Here is a 23,859-nt window from a genome sequence, read left to right as displayed (position 1 = left end):
CTTCCCGAGATCGTGGCCGCGCTGCCGATGCAGCTCGAAGGGCGTGCGCGTGAGCAAGGAATTCGAAGGGTCGCTCGCTGTCTGGCGGGACAGAGCTCATCGCTTCGAGCAGGAGATCGAAAAAGCCGTCATCGGGCAGTCGCGCGCGATCCGGCTCATCACCGTGTCGATCTTTTCCCGCGGCCATGTCCTTCTGGAAGGGGATGTGGGCGTCGGCAAGACGACGCTGCTGCGGGCGGTGTCCCGCGCCCTCGGCGGCGAATTCGTCCGTGTCGAAGGCACGGTCGACATGATGCCGACCGATATTCTCTATCATACCTATCTCGCCGACGACGGCCGGCCCCGTGTCGAGCCCGGCGCGCTGCTGCGCCGGGCCGATGCGCTCTCTGTGTTCTTTTTCAACGAGATCAACCGCGCGCGCCCGCAGGTGCATTCGCTGCTGCTGCGGCTCATGGCCGAGCGCAGCGTCTCCGCATTCGACCGTGAATACGCTTTCCCGCATCTCCAGGTCTTCGCCGACCGCAATATGATCGAACGCGAAGAGACTTTCGAGCTGCCGGCGGCGGCGAGGGACCGATTTCTCATGGAGATCGCCATCGCTGCGCCGCGCGACGAGGACACGCGCCGGCAACTGCTGTTCGATCCGAGGTTTCACGACCCGGACGCGCTCGTGCGGCGGGTCGAGCCCGGCTCGTTCGATTATCGCGCCGTCGCCGCCGTCGCCGTCGCGATCCAGGAGCAAGTGCGGGCGAGCGAGGCGCTGCAGCGCTATGTGCTGCGCCTGTGGGCCGCGCTGATCGACCCCGCTTCCGCAGCCGTATCGCTTCCCGATCTCGACGTCGCCCATCTCGTCAAGGGCGGCGCGAGCCCGCGCGGCCTCGCCTTTCTCGTGCGCGCGGCGCGCGCGCGCGCCTGGCTCGAGGGCCGCGACTATCTTCTTCCGGAAGATATTCGCGAGGTGTTCATCGAAGTCATGGCGCATCGCATCTTCGTCGATCCGATCTATGCGATGCGGGGCGACGAGCCGGTGAAGCGGCTCTGCCGGGCCGTCTTCGACGCGACGCCGACGCCATGACCGAGCCGCTCGACATCGCCTATCGACCGCGCGGGCGGTTTCGGTCGAACCGGATCGGATCGCATCCGTCGAGCGAGGTCGGCGGCTTCGGCGTCTTTCGCGATCAGACGCCGTTTCTGCGCCATCCCGACGCCCGCCGCATCGACGTCCGCGCGACCTTGCGCGATCCTTTCGGCGAGACCTATGTCCGGCGCTTCGAGCAGCGACAGGCGATCGACGTCTATGCGATCGCCGATCTGTCGGCGTCCATGGGCTTCGGCGCGAAATTCGACGTCATGGCCGACCTCTGCGCCGCGCTCGCCTTTTCCGCCAATCGCGTCGGCGATCGTTTCGGGCTCATGGGCTGCGACCGCGTCCTTCGGAAAGACATGTTCTATCTCGCGACGGGATCGCGGCGGCTCGCGCTCGAGGCCGCGGAGGGGCTGAGAGCGCAGACCTGCGCCGGGGATGGCGCGGACGGCTTTCTCGACGCCGCGGCCGCGCTCGGCGCCTCGCGTCGGCTCGTATTCCTGATTTCGGATTTCCGATGGCCGGCGCGGCTGATCGACCGCGTATTCGCGGCCTTCTCCCTTCATGACGCGATCCCCGTGACGATCATCGACCAGGCCGAGGAGATCCCGCCGCGCTGGGGCCTCATCGAACTCGTCGACGCCGAGACCGGAGCGCGCCGCCTCACCGCGATGCGTCCGGGTCTGCAGGCCCGCTGGATGGACGACGAGCGCCGCCGCCTCGCCGAGATAGCGCGTCTCGCGATCGGCCGCGCGCGCTCCCCTGTCATTCTGCGCGATTCCTTCGATGCGATCGCGTTCGGCCGAGGATTGGCGGCGGCGTGAGGCGCGCGATGCGATTTGCGATGCTGTTCCTGTTTCTTTTGTCTTCGGTCGCCACGCGCGCGGCGACCGCGCAAATTCATTCCGAGCGGCCCTTCGGCTATTTCGTCGGCGATCTCATCCACGCATGGATCGACATTCGCGCGAGCGGCGACGCGACGCTGCGAACCGCATCGCTGCCGAACCCCGGCCCGTTGACGATTTCCCTCGATCTGAGAGACGTCGTTCTCGAGCCGCTCGACGACGGCGGCGCGGCGAAACATTGGCGCCTGCATCTCACCTATCAGAATTTCTATGTGTCGCTCGACGTGCGAGACATCAAAATCCCCGGCTTCGGCTTGATCGTCTCCCGCCCCGGCGGCGACGAGACGCTGCAGATCCCCGCCTGGACGGTCGGCGTCGCGCCGTTGCGGGAGGTCACGCCCACGAAGGCCGAGGAGGCGATCGATTATCTGCGTCCCGACGGCGATCCGCCAGTTATCGAAGAGCGCGGGCCGAAGCGGCTGACCATCGCGCTCGCGGCGGCCGCCCTGCTCGCGCTGGCCGCGGTGGCGCATGATCGCGCCTGGCCGCCTTTTCAGCGGCGGCGCACGCGGCGCTTCGCGCGCCTCGCCCGGCGTCTCGGCGCTCAGGCGCGGCGTCCCTGTGACGAAGAAGAATTCGACACTGCTGTGCGCAGCGTGCATCGCGCGATCGACGCCACGGCGAATCGCAGCGTCCTCGGCCATGATCTCGGCGCCTTTCTGACCGCGCATCCGGAATTCGCGCCCCTGGAGGCGCCGCTCCGACGCTTTTTCGACGTCTCCCGACATAGGTTCTTCGGCGGCGCGCGAGAGAGAGCCTACGACATGCCGGAACTCGCGAGTCTCGTTCGCGCGCTCGCGGAACGGGAGCGCGCAGGATGAGCGGCTTCGGCGTCGAAAGCCTCTGGGTTCTGGCGCTCCTTCCCTTCGCTCTCGCGCCCGTGCTGCGATCCGCGCTGCGCGCATCGCGTTTTTCGTCCATAGCCGCGGCGCCGCGCGACGCCGTTTCGCGAGCCGTCTCGATCGCATTGAAGGCGCTCGGAGCCGGCGCGATCGCCGCATCGATCGTCGCCGCCGCCGAACCCTATCGTGCGGGGGAAGAATATGAGCGGCTCGGCGAGGGCGCGGACATCGTCTTCCTCATCGATCGCAGCGGCAGCATGAACGAGACCTTCGCCGGGCGCACGCCGGCCGGAGGCGAAGAATCCAAAGCCTCCGCGGCCAGGCGCCTACTGCAGGGCTTCGTCGATCGCCGCGGTCATGATCGCGTCGGCGTCGTCGGCTTTTCCACCGCGCCCCTGCTGCTGATGCCGATGTCCGACCATCGCGCGGCGATCGAGGCGGCGATCGACGCCGTCGATCGGCCGGGCCTCGATTACACGAACATCGGGCGCGGGCTGGCGATGGCGCTCGCAATGATCGGCTCGGGCGAGCCCGATCGATCTCGCGCGATCGTGCTGGTGTCCGACGGCGCCGGAGTCATCGACCCGCGCATCCAGGACGATCTGCGGGCGGAAATGAAAAAGGCGAACGTCAATCTCTATTGGCTCTTTCTCCGCACCGCCGGAAGCGCGGGAATACACGACAAGCCCGACCCGGAATTCGATACGCCGCAAGCCGCGCCCGAACGCCACCTCGATCTCTTCTTCCAATCGCTGCGCGTTCCCTATCGCGCGTTCGAGGCCGAAGGACCCGAGGCGACCGAACAAGCGATCGCGCAGATCGACCGGCTGGAGCGCCGCCCGGTCCGTTATGTCGAAAAGCGTCCGCGCGACGACCTGAGCGGCCTGTTTCTCGGCGCCGCGCTCTGCGCGACGCTCGCCCTTCTCCTCGCCAAGCTGAGCGAGGCGTCACTGCCGGCTCGCGAGCGACGCGCATGAAGGCCGAAGCGCTGCGAGAGCGAATTGCGCACGCGCGCCGAGCGGCGGCGGCCGCATGGAAAGAATGGCGCTCGTCGCTGCTCGTCCTCGTCCTTTGCGCGCTCGCAGCGGGGACTCTCGTCTCGCTCGCGCTCTGGCGTGACGCGCGCGCGACCAACGCCACGATCGAGGGGCTGCGCACGGGTCATGACATCGAGATCGGCGAAGACGCCGCGCCCGAGCTGCTGCTCGCGCGCATCGCCTTTCTGACGAAGCGCGACGAGGTCGATCGCGCGCGCCTCCTGGTCGACGCGCTCGACCGCCGCGGCGACGAAGGGCTGCGCGCGCGCGGCCATTATCTCGTCGCCAATGCGCTGCTGCGCAAGACGTTCGACCTCATCGAGCGCGGCGAGCTCGACGCCGCGCCGCCTTTCGTCAATCTGGCGAAGCGCGATTATCGGCGCGCGCTCCAACTCGCGCCCGGGTTCTGGGACGCAAAGTATAATTACGACGTCGCATCGCGCCTCGTTCGCGATTATCCGAGCTTTCAGCAGGAACAGGGCGACGAGCTTCAAGCCGATCCCAAGAAGCTCTGGACCGACACGCCCGGCGCGCCGAAAGGCCTCCCGTAATGCGGCCCGATTGGCGCGATCCGCGGCTCCATCTGCTGCTCGCCGCGACGATGCTGCTGGCGACGAGCTTTTTCGCGCCGCAGATCGCCGTCGCTCGCGCCGGCTATGACGCGCTTCTCGTCGTCGACATCACCGGCAGCATGAACACGCGCGACTACGCCATGAACGGCCGTCCGCAGAGCCGGATCGACGCCGTGAAGACGGCGCTGCGGGAGATGCTCGCCGGGCTGCCGTGCGGCTCGCGCGTCGCGCTCGGCGTGTTCACGGAACGCCGGCCTTTTCTGCTCTACGAGCCGATCGAGGTCTGCGGCAATTTCGCCCAGCTCGGCGGCTCGATCGACGCGCTCGACTGGCGCATGGCCTGGGAAGGCGACAGCCATATCGCCGCCGGCCTCTATCGTGCGATCGAGATGGCGAGAGAGCTGCGCGCGGATCTGTTGTTCTTCACCGACGGGCAGGAGGCGCCGCCGCTTCCCGCCTCGGGCGGGCCCGTCTTCGACGGCCGGCCCGGCGAGACCAGAGGAGTGATCGTCGGCGTCGGCGGCTATCAATTGTCGCCGATCCCGAAGTTCAACGACGAGGGGCGCGAGATCGGCTTCTACGGCGTCGACGACGTGCCGCACGAGAACCGCCACGGACTGCCGCCGCCTGGCGCCGAGCAGCGCGAGGGCTACAACGCCCGCAATGCGCCCTTCGGCGCAACGATGGTCGCCGGCGTCGAACATATGTCGTCGGTTCGCGAGCCCTATCTTCGCTCGCTCGCGGAGAAGACCGGATTGGCTTACGCGCATCTCGACGGCGCCGCGACGCTGGCGCGCGCCTATGAATCCGCCGCGACGCCGCGACAGCGCGAAGCGATGCTGGATCTGCGTCCCTTCTTCGGCGCATCCGCAGGGGCGTTGCTTTTCGCTGCATTCGTCGCGACGCCCTTGCTCGAACGAACGACCGCACGCCGAATGAACAGGCGCCCGAAAGGAGAGAAGAAATGAAAATCTATCTGATGCTGCTCGCCGCGCTGGTCGCATCGCCGGCGCTCGCGCATGGTCCGACGCCGATCAAGGTCGATGAATCGATCGCCATCGCCGCCGATCCGAAGGCGGTCTGGGCGGTCGCCGGAAAATTCGACGGGCTCGCGGCCTGGCATCCGGCCATTCAGAGCGTGAAGGCGGCCGGCGGCGACGCCATCGGCGCGGAGCGCGAGCTCACCTTCCGCAAAGGCGGCGTCCTGAAGGAGAGCCTGGACGAATATGATCCCGCCGCTTTCAAATATTCCTATCGCATGGCCGATCCCAATCTCGATGTTCTGCCGATCAGCTCCTATTCGGTGACCTTCACGATCAAGCCCGCGGCGGGCGGCGGAAGCGAAGTGCAATGGTATGGGCGTCTCTACCGCGGCGACACAGGCAACGAGCCGCCGGAGAATCTCAACGACGACGCGGCCCGCACGGCCATGTCCGAATTCTTGTCCTCCGGCCTGCAGGGATTGAAGCACAAGGTCGAAGGAAAATAGAGGCCGGACTCATGGCGGCGATGCGAAGCGCGGACCATTCCATCAGTGCGGGCGAAGCGACACGCTCCACGGCTCTGGATCGCTTCGTCGCTTCGGCCCTCGCAATGATGGTGTGGACGGCCCCGCCTCGAGGGCATCAGAGTGCCAAAGTGTGGCCGCCGGAGCGCCACAGAGAGGGAGGCCGTCCATGAAGGAGTTTAGCAGAATCGCCGTCGACCTTGGCAAAGGCTCATTTCAGATTCATGCGATCAAGAACGAAAGCGGAGATTGCGTATGTCGGAAACTATCTCGGTCGAAGTTCCGAGAATTCATCGCCGGCGCCAAGCCTTGTCTCGTCGCCATGGAAGCCTGCGGCTCGGCGCACTACTGGGGCCGCGAGCTCGCGGCGATGGGACATGAGGTGCGGCTGATCCCGCCGGTTTACGTCAAGCCCTATGTCAAGCGCGGCAAGAACGACGCCGCCGACGCCGCGGCCATCAGCGAGGCGGCGTCGCGCCCGGATATGCGCTTCGTTCCGGTCAAGAGCGCTCAGCAGCAGGCGACGCTCATGCTGCACGGCTCGCGCGAATTGCTGGTCAAGCAGCGCACCATGCTCGTCAATTCCTTGCGCGGCCATTTGTCGGAGTTCGGGATCGTCGCCGCCAAGGGCATAAGCCGTGTCGACGAGCTGATCGAGCGGGCGAGGCAGGACGCGACGCTTCCCGAGATCGCCAAGAGCTGCGTCGATATTTTCGCCGCGCAGATCGCCTCGCTGGACACATCGATCGAGGCGATCGAGGCAAAGATCGAGCAGGCCCTGGCCCAAGACGAAGTCGCGCGCCTGCTCGACGCGATCCCCGGCGTCGGCCCCATCATCGCCACGGCCGTCCGGTCGATCGTTCCCGATGGCCGCATCTTCGCGGCGGGACGAGACTTTTCGGCCTGGATGGGGTTGACCCCGCGGCAAAACTCCACCGGCGGCAAGGAAAAACTCGGCTCGATCACCAAGCAGGGCAACCGCTACCTGCGCAAGCTGCTCGTCGTGGGCTCGACCTCGCTGATCCGGGTCGCCGAGAAATACGAGGGCGAGCTGGCCGACTGGATCAACGCCTTGCGCGCCAGAAAGCCCGAGCGCTTCGTCTCGGTGGCGCTGGCCAACAAGCTCGGCAGGATCATCTGGGCGGTCATGACGACGGGCGAGGCCTTCCGCAAGGAGAAGTTCGCCAGGGCCCGAGCATAGCCCTCCCACCAGGGAGACGATGAAGGAGCTTCACTATTTCGAGCTTGGCGAACGCGAAAGAGACGTGATGAACGATTCGGTTGCAGCCGAAAGCCGAGGACACCCCGCCGCACGTCATGAGCGCAAAGCTCGTCGCAATGATCGGGACCATGGCGATCGGACCTCATCAGGGTCAGCGGACATTCGCTCCGCGCAAAAAGGCCGGACATATGACCGAAAGCCAGCCTCGTCGTTCAGATCAGAACTTTCCGCTTGCCATCAGGGGCCGTCCACATATGACGCACGGGGCGCGGAAGCCCTCGCGAATTGCGGTGGGGCGCATCGCCGTCATGTTCTGCTGCGTCGGCGCGCTGAGCTCTTGCGACGACGGCAAGAGCAAGAGCGCGGCGCCGTCGAGCGACTCGGTCCGCATCGAGGATGAGACGCCCGGCGCCTGGCTTCGGCGCGACGCGGCCGATCCGGCGGTCTGGCTGGCGAGCAAGGAACTGGGTCGCACGGCGACGCCGGCCGACCCGCAAGTCGAAGCGCTGAAACAGGCGCTCATGCGAGCGGATTCGTCTTTTCTCGAATCCGAGCGCATGGTCGCCAACCGCACTGCTCAGCTCGCCGAAATGCTCGCCAAGGAGGGCATGACGGAGGATTATGCGACGATCATCGAGGGGCTTGCGGCGGTCGTCGACGCCGAGCGCGGCAAGGCGACCTATGGGGAGCTGTGCGGCTATTATTTTTCGCTCCGCCGCGGCGGCGCCGACAGGGCGGAAACGTTGCGCATATTAAAGGAGCGCTTCGGCCCGCCGGGGCCATGAACCCGCGACGAACGTCAGCGGAGCCTCTTCGACAAGCGGTTCTCCACCGCAATTCGAATGAGATCAGAGCGAGAACGCGCGCCGAGCTTGCGCTTCAGCAACGCACAGCTGTTGGCGACGGTCTTGTAGGAGACCTTCATGGCGAAGGCCATTTCGGTCATGTCCTTGCCGTCGGCGAGATGGCGCAGAATATCGAGCTCGCGCTCGTTGAGCGCATCGAGCGGATTATTGGTTTTCTTGTCCGAAAAAGCGACCTTGAGCGCGAGATCGCTGGAGAGATAGCGCTCGCCGCTCGCGACGGCGCGAATGGCCCTGACGAAGCTCGCCGGATCCTCGTTCTTGGCGACATAGCCGCGCGCGCCCTGCTCGATGGAGCGCGCCGCGAACATCGGATCGTCGTTCATCGTAAACACGATGATCTTCGACTCCCTGTTGCGCTCGAGCAAGGAGTGCAACAGATCGAAGCCCGAGGCGCCAGGGAGGTTGATGTCGAGAACGGTCACGTCCGGAGAGGACGACGCATGCGACTTCAGCGCCTCTTCGGCGTCATGCGCTTCGATGACTTCGATGTCGGCCTGCCCCGAGAGCATGCCGCGGCATCCCTCGATCACCATGGGATGGTCGTCGACGATGAGGACGCGCATCATGGTCCTTCTTTGCGATAGATCGAAGACTATGTTGAAATCTTGTTCGATTTGTCAATAATCTTCCGTTGTTTGGACGAATGGCCGAGCTTTGCCGGCGAGGCTCCTGCGGAAGTCGACACGTCGCACGGGTTCGCCGCTCCTGCCGTCCGACGCCTTTTCCTTCCGAAACTCGGGCGGTCTCACATGTGGTCCCTGTCGCTCAAGGCGAGATTGAGCTGGCTCATCGGCGCCGTGCTGCTCGTGACTTTGGCGGTCGATATCGCAATTCTCGTCCTGCACGCCGGACCGCGCATTCGCGCCGAGGACGAAACGAGCCTGCGCTTGACGCGCGAACTCGTGCTGATGACCGTCGCGAGCATTCAGGAGACGAGCGATCCGGCGCCGGCGCTGCGGCGGTTCTACGAGAGTCTCGGAACGCTGCGCCATGTCGATGTGCGCGTGCTGCCCGCGGGAGAGTCGCCGATCGAGCCGCTCGCGCGACGATCTTCGGCCGAGACCGGCGTGCCGGGCTGGTTCGCCGGACTCGTCGATGCGCCTCCGCGCGTTTCGATCATTCCGGTTCGCGTCCGCGGCGTCGACTATGGACGCATCGCCATCATGTCCAATCCGCTCGACGAGCTCGCGGAGATCTGGTCGGACGTGTCCTGGCTCGCGCTCGTCAGCCTGCTCGCGACATCCGCCATCTTGGCCATCGTCCTCATCATCGTGAGATGCTCGCTGCAGCCCTTCGGCCGAATGCAGCAGGCGCTGTCCGAGCTGGAGGCCGGAAAGAGCAATGTTCGCGTTCCTCTCGCCGGCGCGACGGAGTTCCGTGGGATCGCCGGCGCCGTGAACTCGCTCGCGGCGACGCTGGATCAGGTCAAGGCGGAGAACAGAGCGCTGCTCAGCGAGCTCGTTCGCGTGCAGGACGACGAGCGCAAGGCGATCGCCCGCGATCTCCACGACGAGGCGGGACCGTGCCTGTTCTCGATCCGAGCAGGCGCGCATGCGATCACGGAGCTTTCCGAGAGCGGAGCCCCCGATCCCGCGCGCCTGCGGCAAATCTGCGCCAATATCGGCAGGGCGAGCGAAGCCCTGCAGAGCTTGTTCGGCGGGCTGCTGGGACGATTGCGGCCGAGAGGGCTCGCGGATTTCGGATTGGGCGCGGTGCTCGGCGGGCTCATCGCCTCATGGAAGATCGCCCGCCCCGACGTCGCCGTCGAGCTGATCGCGCCGCATGATCTGTCGACGCTGGACGAACAGACCGCCGCGACCGCCTATCGCGTGGTCCAGGAGGCGGTGACCAATGTCTTTCGCCACGCCGGCGCGAGCCGGGCGAGCATTCGCATCGAGTTCGCGCCTCTGGAGTCCGTCGGCGGCGGAGCCATCGAAACCGAATGCGGCGCCGCTCTGCGCATCATGGTCGAGGACGACGGCAAAGGCATCCCGGATCGGCCGCAATTGGGGCTCGGCATCATCGGCATGCGCGAGCGCGTCCAGGCGCTCGGCGGCCGCATGTCGATCGAGAAGCGGCCCGAAGGGGGCACGCGCCTCGCCGTCTTTCTTCCGATCGCAGACGAGAGCGAAGGCGAGCCGTGAGCTGGTTGGTCGCTATTCGGCGCCGACGAGCAGCGCCAGGGCGGCGGCCGGAGCGCAGTCGGCGGCCTCCTGCGCGGCCTGCGGCGCTGCGTCGATGAATTCGGCCATATCGCGGTAGGCCCGCCCTTCCCCGCTCGCGAGTCGAGCGACAAGCCTGCGGCCGATGCCGGCGCCGACGATCGGCGCGTCTTCGCGCATCGCGCCGCGCGAACGAAGCAGCGCGATCTGATCCTCGATCGCCCGCATTTGCGCCCGCGCCAGAAAGGCGGCGAAGGCTCGCCATTGTTCGGGGGAGGCGTCGGCCGCGTCGCGGCCCGCGAGCCGGGCGAGCCGCGCGATCGAACCTTCCTCCGTCTTGGCGCGGCCATCCGCGGCCGGTTCGTCGTCCGCGCCGTCGGAAATCCCGCCGAGCACGCGATGCACATCCGCCATGGTCGCGAAATTCTCGCGCAATAACGGCGTCCAGCGCCCGGCGAGCGGCGCCAGGGCGAGCGGCGCCGCAGGATCGCCGCGCAACAGGCCCGTATAGACGAGTTCGCCATGGGCGAGACGCTCGGCGTCCCCGCCGCCGAGCGCCGTCACGCGCCCGCCGGAGACGGGAACGAGATCGGTCGTCGTGGAGCCGATGTCGATCAGCAGCGCCTCGGGAATCGTCCGCGCGACGAGCTCGGCGCTCGCCCGCCAATTGGCCGAAGCGATCGCCGCCCCCGCCGCGGGGAGCGCGGCATAAGGGACGAGCCCTCGCGCGCCGGCATAGAAGAGAGCGTGAGTCGCCCCGGCCTCACGCAGGAAAATGGCGGCGATCGTCGCGACGCCGGCGGCGCGCGTCTCGAAGGCGTCCGACAGCTCGGCGGTCATGGTGACGGCGTGACGTTCGGCGGGGCCCAGCCGATCGCGCGCCGTCGCGATCGCCTCCTCGAGCCGCGCCAGTCCATAATGCGGATTGCAGGGAAGCTGCAGCGCGGCGACGATCCGCCCGCCCTCGGCGCGCGCAGCCTTCAAATTCGCGCCGCCGATGTCCCAGCCGATCGCGCTCGTCATTTCGAAACGACCTCTGAATAGGAAAAAAGCGGCAGCGGCGCGTTCTGCCGATGGGCATGACGCCGCCGACGTCCCCTCGCGAGGGGGAGGCGGCGACGTCGCTTCCGATCGATCTTATGCCGATCGCCTCGGCGCAGCCGGACTCAGACCAGCTCGCGAGCGAGCGCGAAAGCGTGGCGGAAATCGAGGCAGAGCGGCTTGTCGGACGTCGTCATCTGCTTGAACAGGCCCGATTCCGTTCCGTATTTGATGTCGCCGATCGCGAGCGCGCCGATACCGAGGGCGCCGGAGGGCAGCTCCACGCCCTTGTCATGCAGGCCGACGCCCTCGACGCCGAGCGGCGGCACGGCGTTGACGTCGGCGGCGATCAGCAGCGACTTGGCGGCGGCGAGATCCTCCTTGGAGAGCACCTGCACGCCGGCGCGCGCCGCGCAGAGGGCGATCTCGTTCTCGATCAGCAGGCTGCGGACCTGCTCAGGCTTGCTGCCGTCCGCCGGCTTCACCTTCACGCCGAAGCGCTTCTCGATCTCGTCCGCCTGCTTGGCGACGCGGTCGAGGCCGCTATAGCCGACGATCGTCACCTCGGCGCCCTCGAGCGCGGAGATGACGGCGGAGGAGAAGCCGACGACGCCGGTCGCGCCATAGACGACGACCTTCGCGCCCTTCAGCTCGCGCTGCTTCTTCTCGCGCAGCACCTTTTCGACGAAGGCGACCATGGCGCCTGCGGTGGTGAAGGAGCCGTAGGGATCGGCGAAGAGCGAGATCTCGAAAGGCTTCAGCAGCGCGCCCTTGGCGGCCTCCAGCATGTCGAGCGCGAGAATCGCGTCACGGCCGGCGAAGAAGATTCCGGTGCGCAGGGCCGCCGAGGGCGCGCGCGAGAACATCGCATCCTGCACCAGGGCGGTCACTTCGTCGAGCGTCACATTGGTGTAGGGGATCGCCGCGTCGAACCCCGCGTCGAGCGCCATGTTGACGTCGAAGGGGCTCATATGCTTCAGCGTGCTCAACATATGCAGGATCGCTTTGGCGGCCATGGGGACTTCCTAACCTCTTCTGTGGCGCGGCGCGCGCGGACGCCGGCAGCGTCCGGGCTCCGGGAGCTTTCGGGATGCGCGGATCCCGGGACAGCGGGCGCGGCGGGTCCCGGTCTCTCGAATGGCGTGACGCATAGACCGCAGAACGGGACGAATGTCCAGCCTCTTGTCCCGCGGCGGCGCGGCCTCATCCCGCCGGCCGGTTCCGGATCAAATCCTCCACCACGCTCGGATCGGCCAGCGTCGACGTATCCCCCAGCGCGCCGAATTCGTTCTCGGCGATCTTGCGCAGGATGCGGCGCATGATCTTGCCGGAACGCGTCTTCGGCAGGCCGGGGGCGAATTGGATCACATCGGGCGAGGCGATCGCCGAAATCTCCTTGCGGACGAAATCGACCAGCTCCTTGCGCAGCCGCTCGGAGGGCTCGACGCCGCCCATCAGCGTCACATAGGCGTAGACGCCCTGGCCTTTGATCGCATGGGGGAAGCCGACCACCGCCGCCTCGGCGACCTTGTCATGGGCGACGAGGGCGCTCTCGATCTCCGCCGTGCCCAGGCGATGGCCCGAGACATTGATGACGTCGTCGACGCGGCCGGTGATCCAATAATAGCCATCGGCGTCGCGCCGGCAGCCGTCGCCGGTGAAATATTTGCCCGGATAAGCGGTGAAATAGGTCTGCACGAAACGCTCATGATCGCCGAACACCGTCCGCGCCTGTCCGGGCCAGCTGTCGGCGAGCACGAGATTTCCTTCCGTGGGGCCCTCGCGCACATTGCCGCCGGCGTCGACGATCTCCGGCTGCACGCCGAAGAAAGGCCGCGTCGCCGAGCCCGGCTTCAGCGCCGTCGCGCCGGGAAAGGGCGAGATCAGAATGCCGCCGGTCTCCGTCTGCCACCAGGTGTCGACGATCGGGCAGCGGCCCTCGCCGACGACGCGGTGATACCATTCCCAGGCCTCCGGATTGATCGGCTCGCCGACCGAGCCGAGCAGGCGCAGCGACTTCCGGCTCGTCTTCTTCACCGGCTCCTCGCCCGCGCCCATCAGCGCGCGAATGGCGGTGGGCGCCGTGTAGAAGATGCCGACCGCGTGCTTGTCGACCACTTCCCAGAAGCGCGAGACGGTCGGGTAATTGGGCACGCCCTCGAACATCAGAGTCGTCGCGCCATTGGCGAGCGGGCCGTAGACGATATAGCTATGGCCCGTCACCCAGCCGACGTCGGCCGAACACCAGAACACCTCGCCCTCGCGATAATCGAACACGAGCTCATGGGTGAGCGCGGCGTAGACGAGATAGCCGCCGGTCGTGTGCAGCACGCCCTTCGGCTTGCCGGTCGAGCCCGACGTATAGAGAATGAACAGAGGGTCCTCGGCGCCGACCTCGGCGTAGGGACAGTCGTCCGGGACCTTCTTCGCCTCTTCCTCATAGCGGAAATCGCGGCCGGGCTTCATATCGATCTTCGCGCCGGTGCGCGTGACGACGATGACCGTCTTGGCCGGCGTCTTCTCCAGCGCGACATCGACATTGTCCTTGAGCGGAGTCCGTCTGCCGCCGCGCACGCCCTCGTCCGCCGTGATCACCACATCCGATTGCGCGTCCTCGATGCGGCCGGCGAGCGCGTCGGGCGAGAAGCCGCCGAACACGACCGAATGCACGGCGCCGATGCGCGCGCAGGCGAGCATGGCGTAAGCGGTCTCCGGAATCATCGACATATAGATCGTCACGCGATCGCCTTTGCGCACGCCATGCGCCTTCAGCACATTGGCGAAGCGACACACCTGCTCGTGCAGTTCGGCGTATGTGATGTGGCGCGAGAGCGAAGGATCGTCGGCCTCCCATATGATGGCGGTCTGCTCGGCGCGATGCGGCAGATGGCGGTCGATGCAATTCATCGCGACATTGGTCGTGCCGTCGCCGAACCATTCGATCGAGACATTATGCGTGTCGAAGCTCACGTTCTTGACGCGCGTGAACGGCGCGATCCATTCGATGCGCCGTCCCTGCTCGGCCCAGAACCCGTTCGGATCGTCGATCGAGCGCCGGTAGAGCTCCTCGTATGTTTCGGCGTCGATCCGCGCGACCTTTTGCCACGCCTCCGGCACGGGATAGATTTTTTCCGACATTCGAGCGTTCTCCCGGTCGTCGGCGCCGCTTGCGAGCGCCATCTTCTTTGTCGTGAATATGACTTGGTTTCACGCCACAGGCCATGGCGCTTTTCGCCGAAGGGCGCCCGCCGTTTCGGCGCCGAAGGCCGCGCTCGCCCTTCGCAGAGGCCCCGCGCCGCCGCGACAACGGGTCGCAGATCGCTTCCAAATCCTACGTATTACAGGAGCTGCGCGCATGCCGCGAGCTGAATTTCATCCTGCCGAAACCATGATCGGCGCCGGATTTGCGGCTCTTTTGGCGCGACATCCTTCAGCCTTCCAGGAGCCGACATGAAGAGAAGCGGGTTTTCTTTCGATGAGGTTCGCGAACTCTGCCTTCGCCGCTGCGACACCATCTTCTATTCCCTCGTGGCGATCGTCGCCTTCGCCCGGGCGATCGTCGACGTCCAAAACGGCTCGTTCAGCGTCGAGCTCTATTCGCCGCTCATCAATCTCGTCGGCTATCGCGAGCTGTTGCGTCTGTTCCTGTGGGCGCGAGAGAATCCGCGCTATGCGATCGCGTCTCTGTATGGCGCGGTCATCGCTTCGGCGCTTCCGGTGATGTTCACGCATCCGAGCGCCTTTTTGTTCGAAGGCGCCGTCTATCTGCTGCTGCGTCTCGCCGCCGGCCTGCTGTTCGCGCTCGACGAGCGGCAAGTCGTGAAGCTCTATCGGGACGTCTTGTTCGACTATTACAATCGCAAGCCGCCGCGCCCGCGCGACCGCAAACGTCGCAAAGGCCTGCTGGCGATCGACGACGGCCTCGTTCCGGACGCCGCCTGAGACGCGCCGGCGCGATCATCGGGGAAGGCGCGTCGAGGAAGAAGCTCCGGCCTGCGCGCGCCGCGCGAGGCGGGCCGCGCGCTCCCTCAGCGAGTCGTAGATCGGCTCGTTGCGGCAGGCCGCGCCGGTCGCCATGGCGCCGAAACAGGCGGCGAGCATGGGCAGCAGCAGCTCGGAGCTGTCGGTCATCTCGGTGATGAGGATCATTCCGGTGAGCGGCGCGCGCACGACGGCGGCGAAATAAGCCGCCATGCCGACGATCGCATAGCCCATGCTCTTCTCCTGCGCCTCGGCGCCGTGGAGAGCGAGGCCGAAGAAGAAGCCGAGCTCGGCGCCGAGCGTGAGCAGAGGCGCGAACAGCCCTCCCGGCGCGCCCGCCGCGTAAGAGACGACGCCGAGCAGAAAGCGCAACGCGAAAACGACCGGCAGAATCGCGAGCGCGAATTCGCCGTCGAGCGTTCGCTGGGTCAGACTCTCGCCGCCGCCGACGACGCCCGGCGCGAAGAAAGCGAGCGCGCCGACGGCGGCGCCGATCAGCGCCGCCTTGCGCTCGATGTTCCAGGGCAGATCGTCTGCGAGGTCGAGCGCTCCGAGAATGGCGCGATTATAGGCCAGACCGATCACGCCGGCCGCCGCGCCGATGGCGAGACTCCCCGCGATATCGAGCGCGTCGACGGCGAAATGCGGCGCGACGCGCAGTTCCGGCGTCGGGCCGATCATGAGGCGCATCACGGCGATTGCGCCGACCGAAGCCCCGAGCGCGACGGTCGCATGGCGCATGTCGAAGCGCCGCAGCAGCTCCTCGAGCACGAAGGCCGAGCCGGCGAGCGGCGCGTTGAAGGCCGCCGCCAGCCCCGCCCCGGCGCCCGAGGCGAGCAGCGCCTCGGCGTCGCGCCATTCACGGCGGAACAGGCGGCCGATCTGATGGGCGAGCGTCGCGCCCATCTGCACCGAGGGTCCTTCTCGCCCGAGCGCCAGGCCGGCGCCGATGGCCAGGACGCCGCCGATGAATTTCACCGGCAGCAGAACGGGCGAAGCGGGCGGCTCCTCGCGGCGGAGCACCGATTCGACATGCGGAATGCCGCTGCCGGCGCCGGAAGGCGCGATTCGCCGCACGAGAAAGGCGGCGAGCCACGCCGCGGCGGCCGCGCCGGCGACCATCAGCGCGCAGCCGAGCGCAGGCTGGTCCTGCGTCCAGACCGGTATCGCGTTGCGCAAATGATCGGCCTGCTGCAGGGCCAGGCGGAAGAAACCGCAGAGCAGCCCGACCATCACGCCCGCCGCGACCGACAGAAGCGCGAGGGGAAACAGCCCGACAAGCTGCGTGGGCGGCGGCGGTTGCTCGACGGGAGCGGGAGGCGCGTGGTCGATGTTCGGCTCGACGACGATGTCGTTCGGCCCGCCGATCAGAATGAGCCGCTCCGCGAGAGGGTCGTGCGTCAGCACGAGGCGGCGGCTTCCGCCGAGCGACAGGACATCCGCCGCCTCGGCTGTCTTTTGGCCATGCGCGACACGCAGGCGGCGGCCGCGCGCGAGGCGCAGCAGCGCCGGCAGCGCCAGGCAGCCGAGGACGACGAAGGCCGCGAGCAACAGGTCCGTTTCGTCGTCCATCGGGGGCTCATAGCCTGCGCAATTCGAGCCAGCATAAGGCGCCCGCGCGAGAAGAGAACGACGGGAAAAGCGAAAGCGTCGGGGACCTCTTGGCGAAACATCGATGTTAATGTATATAACATTCACATCGGCCGCGGTCGAAAGGAGTGTCCGATCGCGCGGTCGCGATGCAAAGGAACCGGAGCGTCCGAACATGGGCTGTCATCGTCACTCCCGCATGGGCCATTCCCCGAGCGGCGCAGGCTTCGACCCGCACGAGCGATTCGGCGGCTGCGGACGCGGCTTCAAGCCGGTCGAGCTTCTCGCCGTGATCCTCGGCTTCATCGTCTTCTGGCCGATCGGCCTCGCCATTCTGCTGTTCAAGGTGTGGCAGCGCAAATTCGGCTATGAGGGAGACGTCTTCGCCTTCGCGCAGGAGCGCGCGGCCGATCTGCAGGCGCGTTGGCGCGAGGCGAGCGGACAAAGCCGCTCGGACGGCTGGCGCGGGCCGGGCTTCATGCGCTCGTCGGGAAATGTCGCCTTCGACGACTGGCGTGAGAGCGAGCTCGCCCGGCTCGAGGAGGAGCGTCGCAAGCTCGCCGAGGCGGAGCGCGAATTCGCCGAGCATATCGAGGAGCTGCGCCGTGCCCGCGACCGCGACGAGTTCGAATCCTTCATGCAGGCGCGCCGGCGCGCCGGCGGCGGGCGGCCGCCTGAGAATTGATCCTGCCGCACGGGAAGGCCGCGGCCCTTTTCGGGTCGCGGCGTTCGTCGCGCCTATGGCGCTGGAGACGCCAGGCCTCTCACATGAACCCGGACATCGGCCGGCCGAGCGTCGACGAGCGCGCCGAATCGCTCGAGTTCGCCTGAGAACAGGTCCCTCGCGGCCTCCTCGAATCCGGCTCGATCGCCGGCCATCGCGGCCATGAGCCGATAAGCGGCGTCCCGACGCAGGGCCGGACCCGGACATATTATCCGAGTCCCCTCGCCACGCCTCGGCGCAACCGCCCGCGAGGCCGCGAGATTTTCCTCCCTTTCGGCTTCCTTTTCCGCCGCAGGCTCAGCGCCCGTTCGAGAAGACGTCCACAGCGACGGTCATTTCGCGCGGCGGCGGCGCGAAAGGGCTCGCGGCGCGGACGGTCTTCAGCGCATCCGCATCGAGCTGCGCATGACCGCTGCTGGCGGTGATGCGCAGAGTATTCGCGACGATCTGCCCGCTCGCGGCGATAGTGAAGGAGACGGTCGCCGTGCCGCGCAGGCCGGCCGCGCGCGCTTTCGCCGCATAGGCCAGCCGTCTGATCCTTTTCGCCAATTGCTTGGCGTAGGCGTTGACGGGATCGTCCTCTTGCGTTTCGTGCTTGGCGCTCGTCTGCGCCTTTCGCTCCTCTTCCTCGCCTTTCGTATCACGCGCGCCGGCGTCGGCCTTTTTCTTATTTGGGGGAGGCGTGTCGGTCGCCTGCTTCGGATTCTGCGCGATTTCGTCGTTGCGGTCCTCTTCGGGGACCGGCGTCGCGTCTTGCTTGACGCTGACGTCTTCCGGCGGCTGCTCCACGCCTTTGACGTCCTGAGCGGTCGCCTCTTCCGTCTCGCTGTCGGACAGCACGCCTTCGAGATCGAAGGCGAGCGGCAGGACAGATTCCTGATCCTCCGGCCAGAATTCGGCGACGAACAGCAGCCAGACGGCGCCGTGCAGCGCGAGCGAGACGACAAAGCCGTGCAAGAGCGTGAAGCGGCGCCGCCCGCGCCTCGTCGGTTCGAACATGGTGATGACGGTCGTCATGCCTATTTCACAACCACTCTGCTCTGCAACGCGACCTTGGTGAAATTCAGCCGTCGCAGCCGATCCGCGCGCACGCGCATCGCGCGTCGGCCGGAACGCCAAGCCGGCGCTCGAGGTCCTGTCGGCTATCGCGCTCGCCATCGAGGCGGACGCCGCAATCGTCGGGCGGATCGTCGTCTTTGCGCTTCTCCGCTTGCGCATGGCCAACCTGCCGCAGCGAGACGGGCAAGCGTCTCACGGCAACGAAGCTCGCAGCGTCATGTCGACGAGCATGTTCGCGAGTACGACGATGTCCGGGGCGGGAAGAAGGCCATCGAGCTGCGCCCAGACATTGGACCCCGTCGCGCCCTCTGCGCTAAAACGTGAAGCCGACTTGTACGAGGCCTTTGGTGTGACGATCATAGGCGAAAGCGCCGTGATTGCTTCCATAGCTGTGCGCGACCTGCGCCTTCAGCAGCAGATAACGTCCGCTCGAATATTCATAAGCCGCCGAATAGCCGGCGCCCACAGCGGCGATCTGCGTATAGCTCCTTTGCGTCGTCGTGTAGGAACCGTCCTCGAGCCAGGCCGCGCCGATGTCGGTGAAGACGCCGAACGAGTGGCGATAATTCTCGATCGTCGGCAGCGCATATTTGAGCTCGGGCGTCACCACGAAGCCGCTGTCGCCGGCGAGGCCTTCGTCGAAGGAACGCACGCCGTAAAAGCCGGCAATGCCGATCTGCTCGCTCGAATCGAGATTGCGGTTGAGCGCCTTCTGCGCCCGCAGCGTGGTCGAGAAGGAGAAATTCTCATCGATCGCCAGCGTCGCATTCACCGACAGATTGATGCGATAATAGTCCCCGGCCGTATGCGCGCCGAGGATGTTGTTTCTGTAATGCACGGCATCGGGAAATTCGACCGAGCCGCCGGCGAAGGACAAGGACGAGCCGACCACGAAGGGCCGTTCGAAGAGTTCGCCGAGCGTATCGTAATTGACGCCGACCGCTCCGAGCGCCAGCCGCCGCCGCGCGATCGATGTCGCCGCGATCTTGTCGTCGAGCCATTTGTAGGTGAAGTTCGCCCAGAGATAGAGACTCTCGTCGCGCTGACGCAAAGCCGCATAGCTCAGCGTCGCGGTGACGGCTTCGGCGCGGCCGGTCGCTTCGAGCGCGTCATAGACGCCCGTCAGCGCATAGGTCGTGCGGTAGGCGCCGATCTCGGCGCGCAATCCCTCGGGTCCGAGCGGAAGCGAATAGGCGACGCGCGCATTGGCGAGATTGGCGTCTTCCGAAACGATGCCCGACGCCGACAGGCGGTCGCCGACGCCGAAGGGCGAATTCACCGCGACGCCGCCGTTCAGCCGGCCGCGGCCGGTGTAGGGCGAGCCGACATTGTCGCCGAACAGATAACCCGTGAAGCGATTGTCCTCCGGCACGTCGAAAACGAGATCGGACGCGCCCTGCTCGCGGCCCGGGGAGACGACGACGCGCGGCGTCGCCGCGCCGGACAGATCGGAGACGAGCAACATCGAGCGTTCGAGCGGCTCCTTTTGGATGATCGGCGACGCTTCGCGCGCCTGCTCGACGAAGCCCTGCAGAACATCGTCGTCGACGAGCGAGCCGTTCTTCACCACGACGCTTCCATATCGGCCGGGGAGGAGCTTGATGCGCAGCGCGCCTTTGCGCGCGTCCTGCGCAGGGACATAGGCCTTGGCGAGCAGATAGCCTTTCGCGCGATAATAGGCGGTCACCTGATCGGCGACCGCATAGATTTGCGCGAGCGTCAGCTTCTTTGCTTCATGAGGCGCCAGGATCTCGCGCAACGCCGCATCGTCCTCGGCCGCATGATCCTCGACGACGAAGCTTCGGACGAAGAGGCTCTCCTTTCCCGGGAGCGTGAGCCTCGGCTCCACGAGCTGGGGCAGGATGGGCGCGGCGGAGGAAGCCGGCGGCGGCGCCCGTCGCGTCTCCTCCGCCTCGCGCACGGCCGAGCCGATGTTGTAGGGAGGCGCCGGAACGCTTTGAGCGAGAGCCGACGGCGCCGTCATCGACAAGGCGCAGAGAAGGGCGGCGCGGGATGCGGCCGTGCTGTGAAATATCATCGGACTGAAGACCTTTCGAGACTCGTTAGCGATTTTTCGGAGTCGCCGCGCCGCCGCCGTTCAGCTCGTAACGCTGCCCTTCGACATCGATGCTGCGGATGCGCGTGCCGAGGCCGCCGCCCTGTCCGCCGCGTGCCCTGTGCGCCGACGCCGCCGAATCCGCCTGCCGCTTGGGATGCGCCTTGCGTTGAGCCGGCGGCGGCTCCTGCGGCGGTTCGTCGATCTTCACATTGTCGTCGAGCTTGGCCTCCGTGCGCGATTCGATCGCCCGCTTGCCCGCCGATGCAGAGGCGGCGGAGGAGGGCGCGGACGCGGTCTCCACGCTCGCTGCGGACGCCAGCACATTGGCGACGCGCGGCGCGGCCTGCACGGCCTCGGCGCGCTCCGCCGCTCGCACCGCGGCGGCGTCGCGCGCGGCTTCGACCCGCGCGACGCCATTGGCGGCGGCCGCTCCGAAATCGCCGCCTCTGTTCCTGACGACGGTGGCGCTGTCTGGCGCTCGATCGACCCTCGCCGCATCCGAGTCGCCATTGCCGCCATTCGCGACGGCGGTGCTTTGCCCCGTCGTGGTCGGATTGTAGCTGTTCCCGCTCAGCTGCGTATTGCCGAACAAGTTTTGTCCGATGAATCCGGCGATGAGCGCTCCCGGCGGACCGCTGACGGCGCCGCCGGCGAAGGAGGTCGTGATGCTGCCGCCATCGGTCGTTCCGGCGAAGCCGCCCAGTCCATCCGTTCCGGCGCCGACGCCGGCGACTGCTCCCGTCGCGGTCGAATTGCTGATGTTGCCGGTGTTGCTTCCAGTAAAGCCGCCGATTCCCGACGAGGAGATGAAATTCGCGGGCCCGTCGACCGTGATGATCGTCACGCCGCCGGTCGCGGCCGAGGAGTCGATCTCGCCGGCGTTGGATCCGGTGAAGCCGCCATATCCGACTCCTTGGTAGGCGAAGTTTGAATTGGTCACCGTGATGGTTCCGGTGGCCGAAGAATTGGTGATGACGCCACCCCATTCGTTTTGTCCGGCAAAACCGCCGACCTTCGAGATATTCGATCCCGTGATGTCCACATTGGACTGGGAGTACGAGATCGTTCCGAAATTATATCCGACGAATCCCCCGACAAGGTCCGCGGACTGGTATCCGCCGTCCGGAAGGGTCAGCGCGTCGACTGCGATCGTTCCATTGGATGTCGAGTTGATGATGGTGGTGTAATTGACCCCGACCAAGCCGCCGGTGATGCTCCCCGATGATGTGATCACGACATCGGTGTAGGAGTTGGAGATCGTGCCGGCGTTTTCGGTGACGAGGCCGCCGGTTTCGCCGACGGATTTCAACTTGCCGGCGACGAAGACATTGTCGATCGTTCCGACGTTGACCGTAGCGAGACCGGCGGCGAATGTCTGGCTCTCGATGTCCACATCGCGCAGTCCGAGATCGCGCACCGTCGCGCCGCGCCCGATCGTGCCGATCAGCGCCGCGGCGAATGTCGGTCCGGACAAAGGCTCCTGGACCTTCAGATTGTCGATCGTGTGGCCGAGCCCCGCCAGCGTTCCCCGAAACATGATGATCGGCGGAGCGGAATAGGTCGTTCCCGATGCATCCAGGTTGGTCGCCAATGCGTAAAAGCCTTCGGCGATCGTATAGATCGGATTGCCGTCGGGATCCATGCTCCATTGCCCATCGGCGTCCAGGACGGGCGCGCTGAGGCCGGCCAGATGCTCCATGTCATGGATCAGCGTATAGGCCTGCCCGTTGATCGAGAGACTCGCGTCGTCGCCGAACAGCGACACCGATCCGCCGGCGCCGATCTTGTAATCGGCTCCTTCGGCGACGGAGCCGGTCGCGGCGAAATCGCCGTAGTTCAGCACGAGTCCGGCGCTCTCGCCGCTCGCATAGATCGCGTCGTTGATGTTGATGTTCTTCGTCGCATTGAAGGTGAGCGTGGTGTTCGCCGCCCAGCTCACCGCGTCGTTGACGTCGATATCGCCGCTGACGCCGCTCCCTTGCGTCGAAAAGATCGTCACATTGTTCGATTCGAGCTGCTGGCTCAGCGCCGCGCCGGTGATGTCGCCGCCCGAGACCGCAATGGTGAAGCCGTCCGGATCGATGATCCAGTCGCCATGCCGGCCGCTCGCCGCCCTGGTCGTGATGACCGCGCTGTCGGCGATCTTCACCTTGTCGCCGCTCGTGTCGATCTCGCCGCCGCGGCCGCCATGGGGCGCCGATGCGTCGAGCCGGCCCGAGACCTTCGTCGTTCCGCCCGAGGCGAGGAGCTTGATCTTGCCGATCCGCACCGCTCCCTGCGAGGCCGCGCCGCCGGTCAGATCGGCGAGCGTGCGCGCCCGCACGATCCCGCTGTTGTTGACCTGCGCCGACAGAACCGCGTCGGCGGCCCTCGCGGTCATCACCACGCGGCCGCCGTCCGCCTGGATCAATCCCTTGTTCTGGACGAGCGCCTTGTAGGTCCCCTTGTCGACCGTCACGTCGACGAGGGAGTCGCCGCCGAAATTGAGCGTGATCTTGTCGCCGGACGCGAGGGCGATGGAGCCCAGCGTCGCGATGATCGCGCCCTCGTTGGACACTGTGCGCCCGAGCAGAGCGACATAGCCGCCGTCGCTCGCGCGTATATTGCCGCGATTGACGACGCCGGCGGTGGAGGAGCCCGAGAAGCGGTAGTTCCCGGCCATGAAATCGGAATTGGAGATGTCGAGCGTGGAGGCGACGAGGCCGCCGACATTGACCTGCGCGTCCCTGGTGAACAGCACGCCGTTGGAATTGACGATGAACACGCGGCCGTTGGCGTTGAGCGCGCCGGCGATGACGCTCGTCTCGTTTCCGATGACGCGGTTGAGCGTCACCGAGAGATTGGTCGGCTGATAGAAGTTGACCGATTCGCCGGCGCCGACGGAGAAGCCCAGCCAATCGATGATCGCGCGATTGGTGGACTGATCGACGTTGGTGGCGGGGCCGTTCTGCGAGATGGAGGCGCCGCCTTCGACGACCGTCCCCCCCGTCGGCGCGGCCGCGACCGGCCGGACGCCGGCAAGCAGCGCGGCCACCGCCGTCATCGTCGCGAAACTGGTCCGCCGGGCCTCTAGCTTTCGCGCCATCGCCGCCGCTCCGAGGATTGGAGCCGATTCGCCGAGAGCGCCGGAGAAGGGAAAGCACCGGTCCACGAAATCCATGTGCGCCCGCCAACCCCTTCGAATATGCTTCATTACAATCTCCCCAGC

Annotated in this window: 22 protein-coding genes; 12 read left to right on the top strand and 10 right to left on the bottom strand. The window is 66.5% G+C overall.

Annotated elements, in window-relative coordinates:
- The first annotated feature begins 43 nt into the window (after positions 1–43).
- The 9 genes from AC6IW9_RS06115 to AC6IW9_RS06075 all read left to right on the top strand — a co-directional run bounded on the left by AC6IW9_RS06115 (position 44) and on the right by AC6IW9_RS06075 (position 7,954).
- Positions 44–1,075 (top strand): AAA family ATPase, encoded by a 1,032-nt coding sequence (locus tag AC6IW9_RS06115; RefSeq protein WP_497770271.1) that lies wholly within the window; start codon positions 44–46, stop codon positions 1,073–1,075.
- Positions 1,072–1,908, top strand: coding sequence for a DUF58 domain-containing protein (locus tag AC6IW9_RS06110; RefSeq protein WP_497770269.1), 837 nt, complete (start codon positions 1,072–1,074; stop codon positions 1,906–1,908). Before AC6IW9_RS06115 ends, AC6IW9_RS06110 begins: the two co-directional genes overlap by 4 nt.
- Positions 1,905–2,810: a nonribosomal peptide synthetase MxaA gene (locus AC6IW9_RS06105; RefSeq protein ID WP_497770267.1), complete on the top strand. Its 906-nt coding sequence runs from the start codon at positions 1,905–1,907 to the stop codon at positions 2,808–2,810. Before AC6IW9_RS06110 ends, AC6IW9_RS06105 begins: the two co-directional genes overlap by 4 nt.
- Positions 2,807–3,808 (top strand): vWA domain-containing protein, encoded by a 1,002-nt coding sequence (locus AC6IW9_RS06100; protein WP_497770264.1) that lies wholly within the window; start codon positions 2,807–2,809, stop codon positions 3,806–3,808. The genes AC6IW9_RS06105 and AC6IW9_RS06100 overlap by 4 nt, the downstream gene beginning before the upstream one ends.
- Positions 3,805–4,419, top strand: coding sequence for an MxaK protein (locus tag AC6IW9_RS06095; protein WP_497770261.1), 615 nt, complete (start codon positions 3,805–3,807; stop codon positions 4,417–4,419). The genes AC6IW9_RS06100 and AC6IW9_RS06095 overlap by 4 nt, the downstream gene beginning before the upstream one ends.
- Entirely contained in the window at positions 4,419–5,408 is a 990-nt protein-coding gene (locus AC6IW9_RS06090; protein ID WP_497770259.1) for a vWA domain-containing protein, read from the top strand. Before AC6IW9_RS06095 ends, AC6IW9_RS06090 begins: the two co-directional genes overlap by 1 nt.
- Positions 5,405–5,929: an SRPBCC family protein gene (locus AC6IW9_RS06085; protein WP_497770255.1), complete on the top strand. Its 525-nt coding sequence runs from the start codon at positions 5,405–5,407 to the stop codon at positions 5,927–5,929. Before AC6IW9_RS06090 ends, AC6IW9_RS06085 begins: the two co-directional genes overlap by 4 nt.
- A 187-nt stretch (positions 5,930–6,116) precedes the next feature.
- Positions 6,117–7,148, top strand: coding sequence for an IS110 family RNA-guided transposase (locus tag AC6IW9_RS06080; protein ID WP_497764843.1), 1,032 nt, complete (start codon positions 6,117–6,119; stop codon positions 7,146–7,148).
- Positions 7,149–7,459: 311 nt separating this feature from the next.
- On the top strand, positions 7,460–7,954 hold the full coding sequence (locus tag AC6IW9_RS06075) for a hypothetical protein (protein ID WP_497770253.1): 495 nt from the start codon (positions 7,460–7,462) through the stop codon (positions 7,952–7,954).
- Between the two features lie 14 nt (positions 7,955–7,968).
- On the opposite strand, the gene AC6IW9_RS06070 is transcribed toward AC6IW9_RS06075, so the two are convergent.
- Complete coding sequence (locus AC6IW9_RS06070; RefSeq protein ID WP_497772453.1) at positions 7,969–8,598, bottom strand: response regulator; 630 nt, start codon at positions 8,596–8,598, stop codon at positions 7,969–7,971.
- 186 nt (positions 8,599–8,784) lie between these two features.
- Between AC6IW9_RS06070 and AC6IW9_RS06065 the strand changes: the two genes are divergently transcribed.
- Positions 8,785–10,179 (top strand): ATP-binding protein, encoded by a 1,395-nt coding sequence (locus tag AC6IW9_RS06065; protein WP_497770249.1) that lies wholly within the window; start codon positions 8,785–8,787, stop codon positions 10,177–10,179.
- 12 nt (positions 10,180–10,191) lie between these two features.
- Here AC6IW9_RS06065 and AC6IW9_RS06060 read toward each other — a convergent pair whose 3' ends face one another.
- The 3 genes from AC6IW9_RS06060 to acs form a co-directional block, all read right to left on the bottom strand.
- Positions 10,192–11,220, bottom strand: coding sequence for a hydantoinase/oxoprolinase family protein (locus AC6IW9_RS06060; RefSeq protein WP_497770247.1), 1,029 nt, complete (start codon positions 11,218–11,220; stop codon positions 10,192–10,194).
- 143 nt (positions 11,221–11,363) lie between these two features.
- On the bottom strand, positions 11,364–12,254 hold the full coding sequence (locus AC6IW9_RS06055; RefSeq protein WP_497770243.1) for an NAD(P)-dependent methylenetetrahydromethanopterin dehydrogenase: 891 nt from the start codon (positions 12,252–12,254) through the stop codon (positions 11,364–11,366).
- Between the two features lie 187 nt (positions 12,255–12,441).
- A complete protein-coding gene (acs, locus tag AC6IW9_RS06050) occupies positions 12,442–14,376 on the bottom strand; it encodes an acetate--CoA ligase (RefSeq protein ID WP_497770240.1) in 1,935 nt (644 codons plus the stop codon).
- A gap of 312 nt (positions 14,377–14,688) precedes the next feature.
- On the opposite strand from acs, the gene AC6IW9_RS06045 reads away from it, so the two are divergent.
- Positions 14,689–15,180, top strand: coding sequence for a hypothetical protein (locus tag AC6IW9_RS06045; protein ID WP_497770238.1), 492 nt, complete (start codon positions 14,689–14,691; stop codon positions 15,178–15,180).
- A 15-nt stretch (positions 15,181–15,195) separates the two neighbouring features.
- Here the strand turns inward: AC6IW9_RS06045 and clcA are convergent, their stop codons facing one another.
- Positions 15,196–16,791, bottom strand: coding sequence for a H(+)/Cl(-) exchange transporter ClcA (gene clcA, locus AC6IW9_RS06040; protein WP_497770235.1), 1,596 nt, complete (start codon positions 16,789–16,791; stop codon positions 15,196–15,198).
- A gap of 193 nt (positions 16,792–16,984) precedes the next feature.
- Here clcA and AC6IW9_RS06035 point away from each other — a divergent pair, with 193 nt between their 5' ends.
- Positions 16,985–17,494 carry a DUF2852 domain-containing protein gene (locus AC6IW9_RS06035; protein ID WP_497770232.1) on the top strand — a complete coding sequence of 170 codons (510 nt, stop codon included), beginning with the start codon at positions 16,985–16,987 and terminating at the stop codon, positions 17,492–17,494.
- A gap of 53 nt (positions 17,495–17,547) precedes the next feature.
- Here AC6IW9_RS06035 and AC6IW9_RS06030 read toward each other — a convergent pair whose 3' ends face one another.
- The 5 genes from AC6IW9_RS06030 to AC6IW9_RS06010 all read right to left on the bottom strand — a co-directional run bounded on the left by AC6IW9_RS06030 (position 17,548) and on the right by AC6IW9_RS06010 (position 23,844).
- On the bottom strand, positions 17,548–17,724 hold the full coding sequence (locus AC6IW9_RS06030) for a DUF2239 family protein (RefSeq protein ID WP_497772452.1): 177 nt from the start codon (positions 17,722–17,724) through the stop codon (positions 17,548–17,550).
- Between the two features lie 106 nt (positions 17,725–17,830).
- Positions 17,831–18,550, bottom strand: coding sequence for a cell envelope integrity protein TolA (gene tolA, locus AC6IW9_RS06025; protein WP_497770228.1), 720 nt, complete (start codon positions 18,548–18,550; stop codon positions 17,831–17,833).
- Between the two features lie 46 nt (positions 18,551–18,596).
- Positions 18,597–18,779, bottom strand: coding sequence for a hypothetical protein (locus tag AC6IW9_RS06020; protein WP_497770225.1), 183 nt, complete (start codon positions 18,777–18,779; stop codon positions 18,597–18,599).
- Positions 18,780–18,905: 126 nt separating this feature from the next.
- Positions 18,906–20,576 carry a ShlB/FhaC/HecB family hemolysin secretion/activation protein gene (locus tag AC6IW9_RS06015; protein ID WP_497770222.1) on the bottom strand — a complete coding sequence of 557 codons (1,671 nt, stop codon included), beginning with the start codon at positions 20,574–20,576 and terminating at the stop codon, positions 18,906–18,908.
- Between the two features lie 79 nt (positions 20,577–20,655).
- The gene (locus AC6IW9_RS06010; RefSeq protein ID WP_497770220.1) at positions 20,656–23,844 is read right to left on the bottom strand and encodes a two-partner secretion domain-containing protein; all 3,189 of its coding nucleotides are present in this window, start codon (positions 23,842–23,844) and stop codon (positions 20,656–20,658) included.
- Positions 23,845–23,859 lie beyond the last annotated feature (15 nt).

The organism is Methylosinus sp. shoA (assembly GCF_059718125.1).
This window is presented reverse-complemented; position numbering and strand designations above follow the sequence as displayed.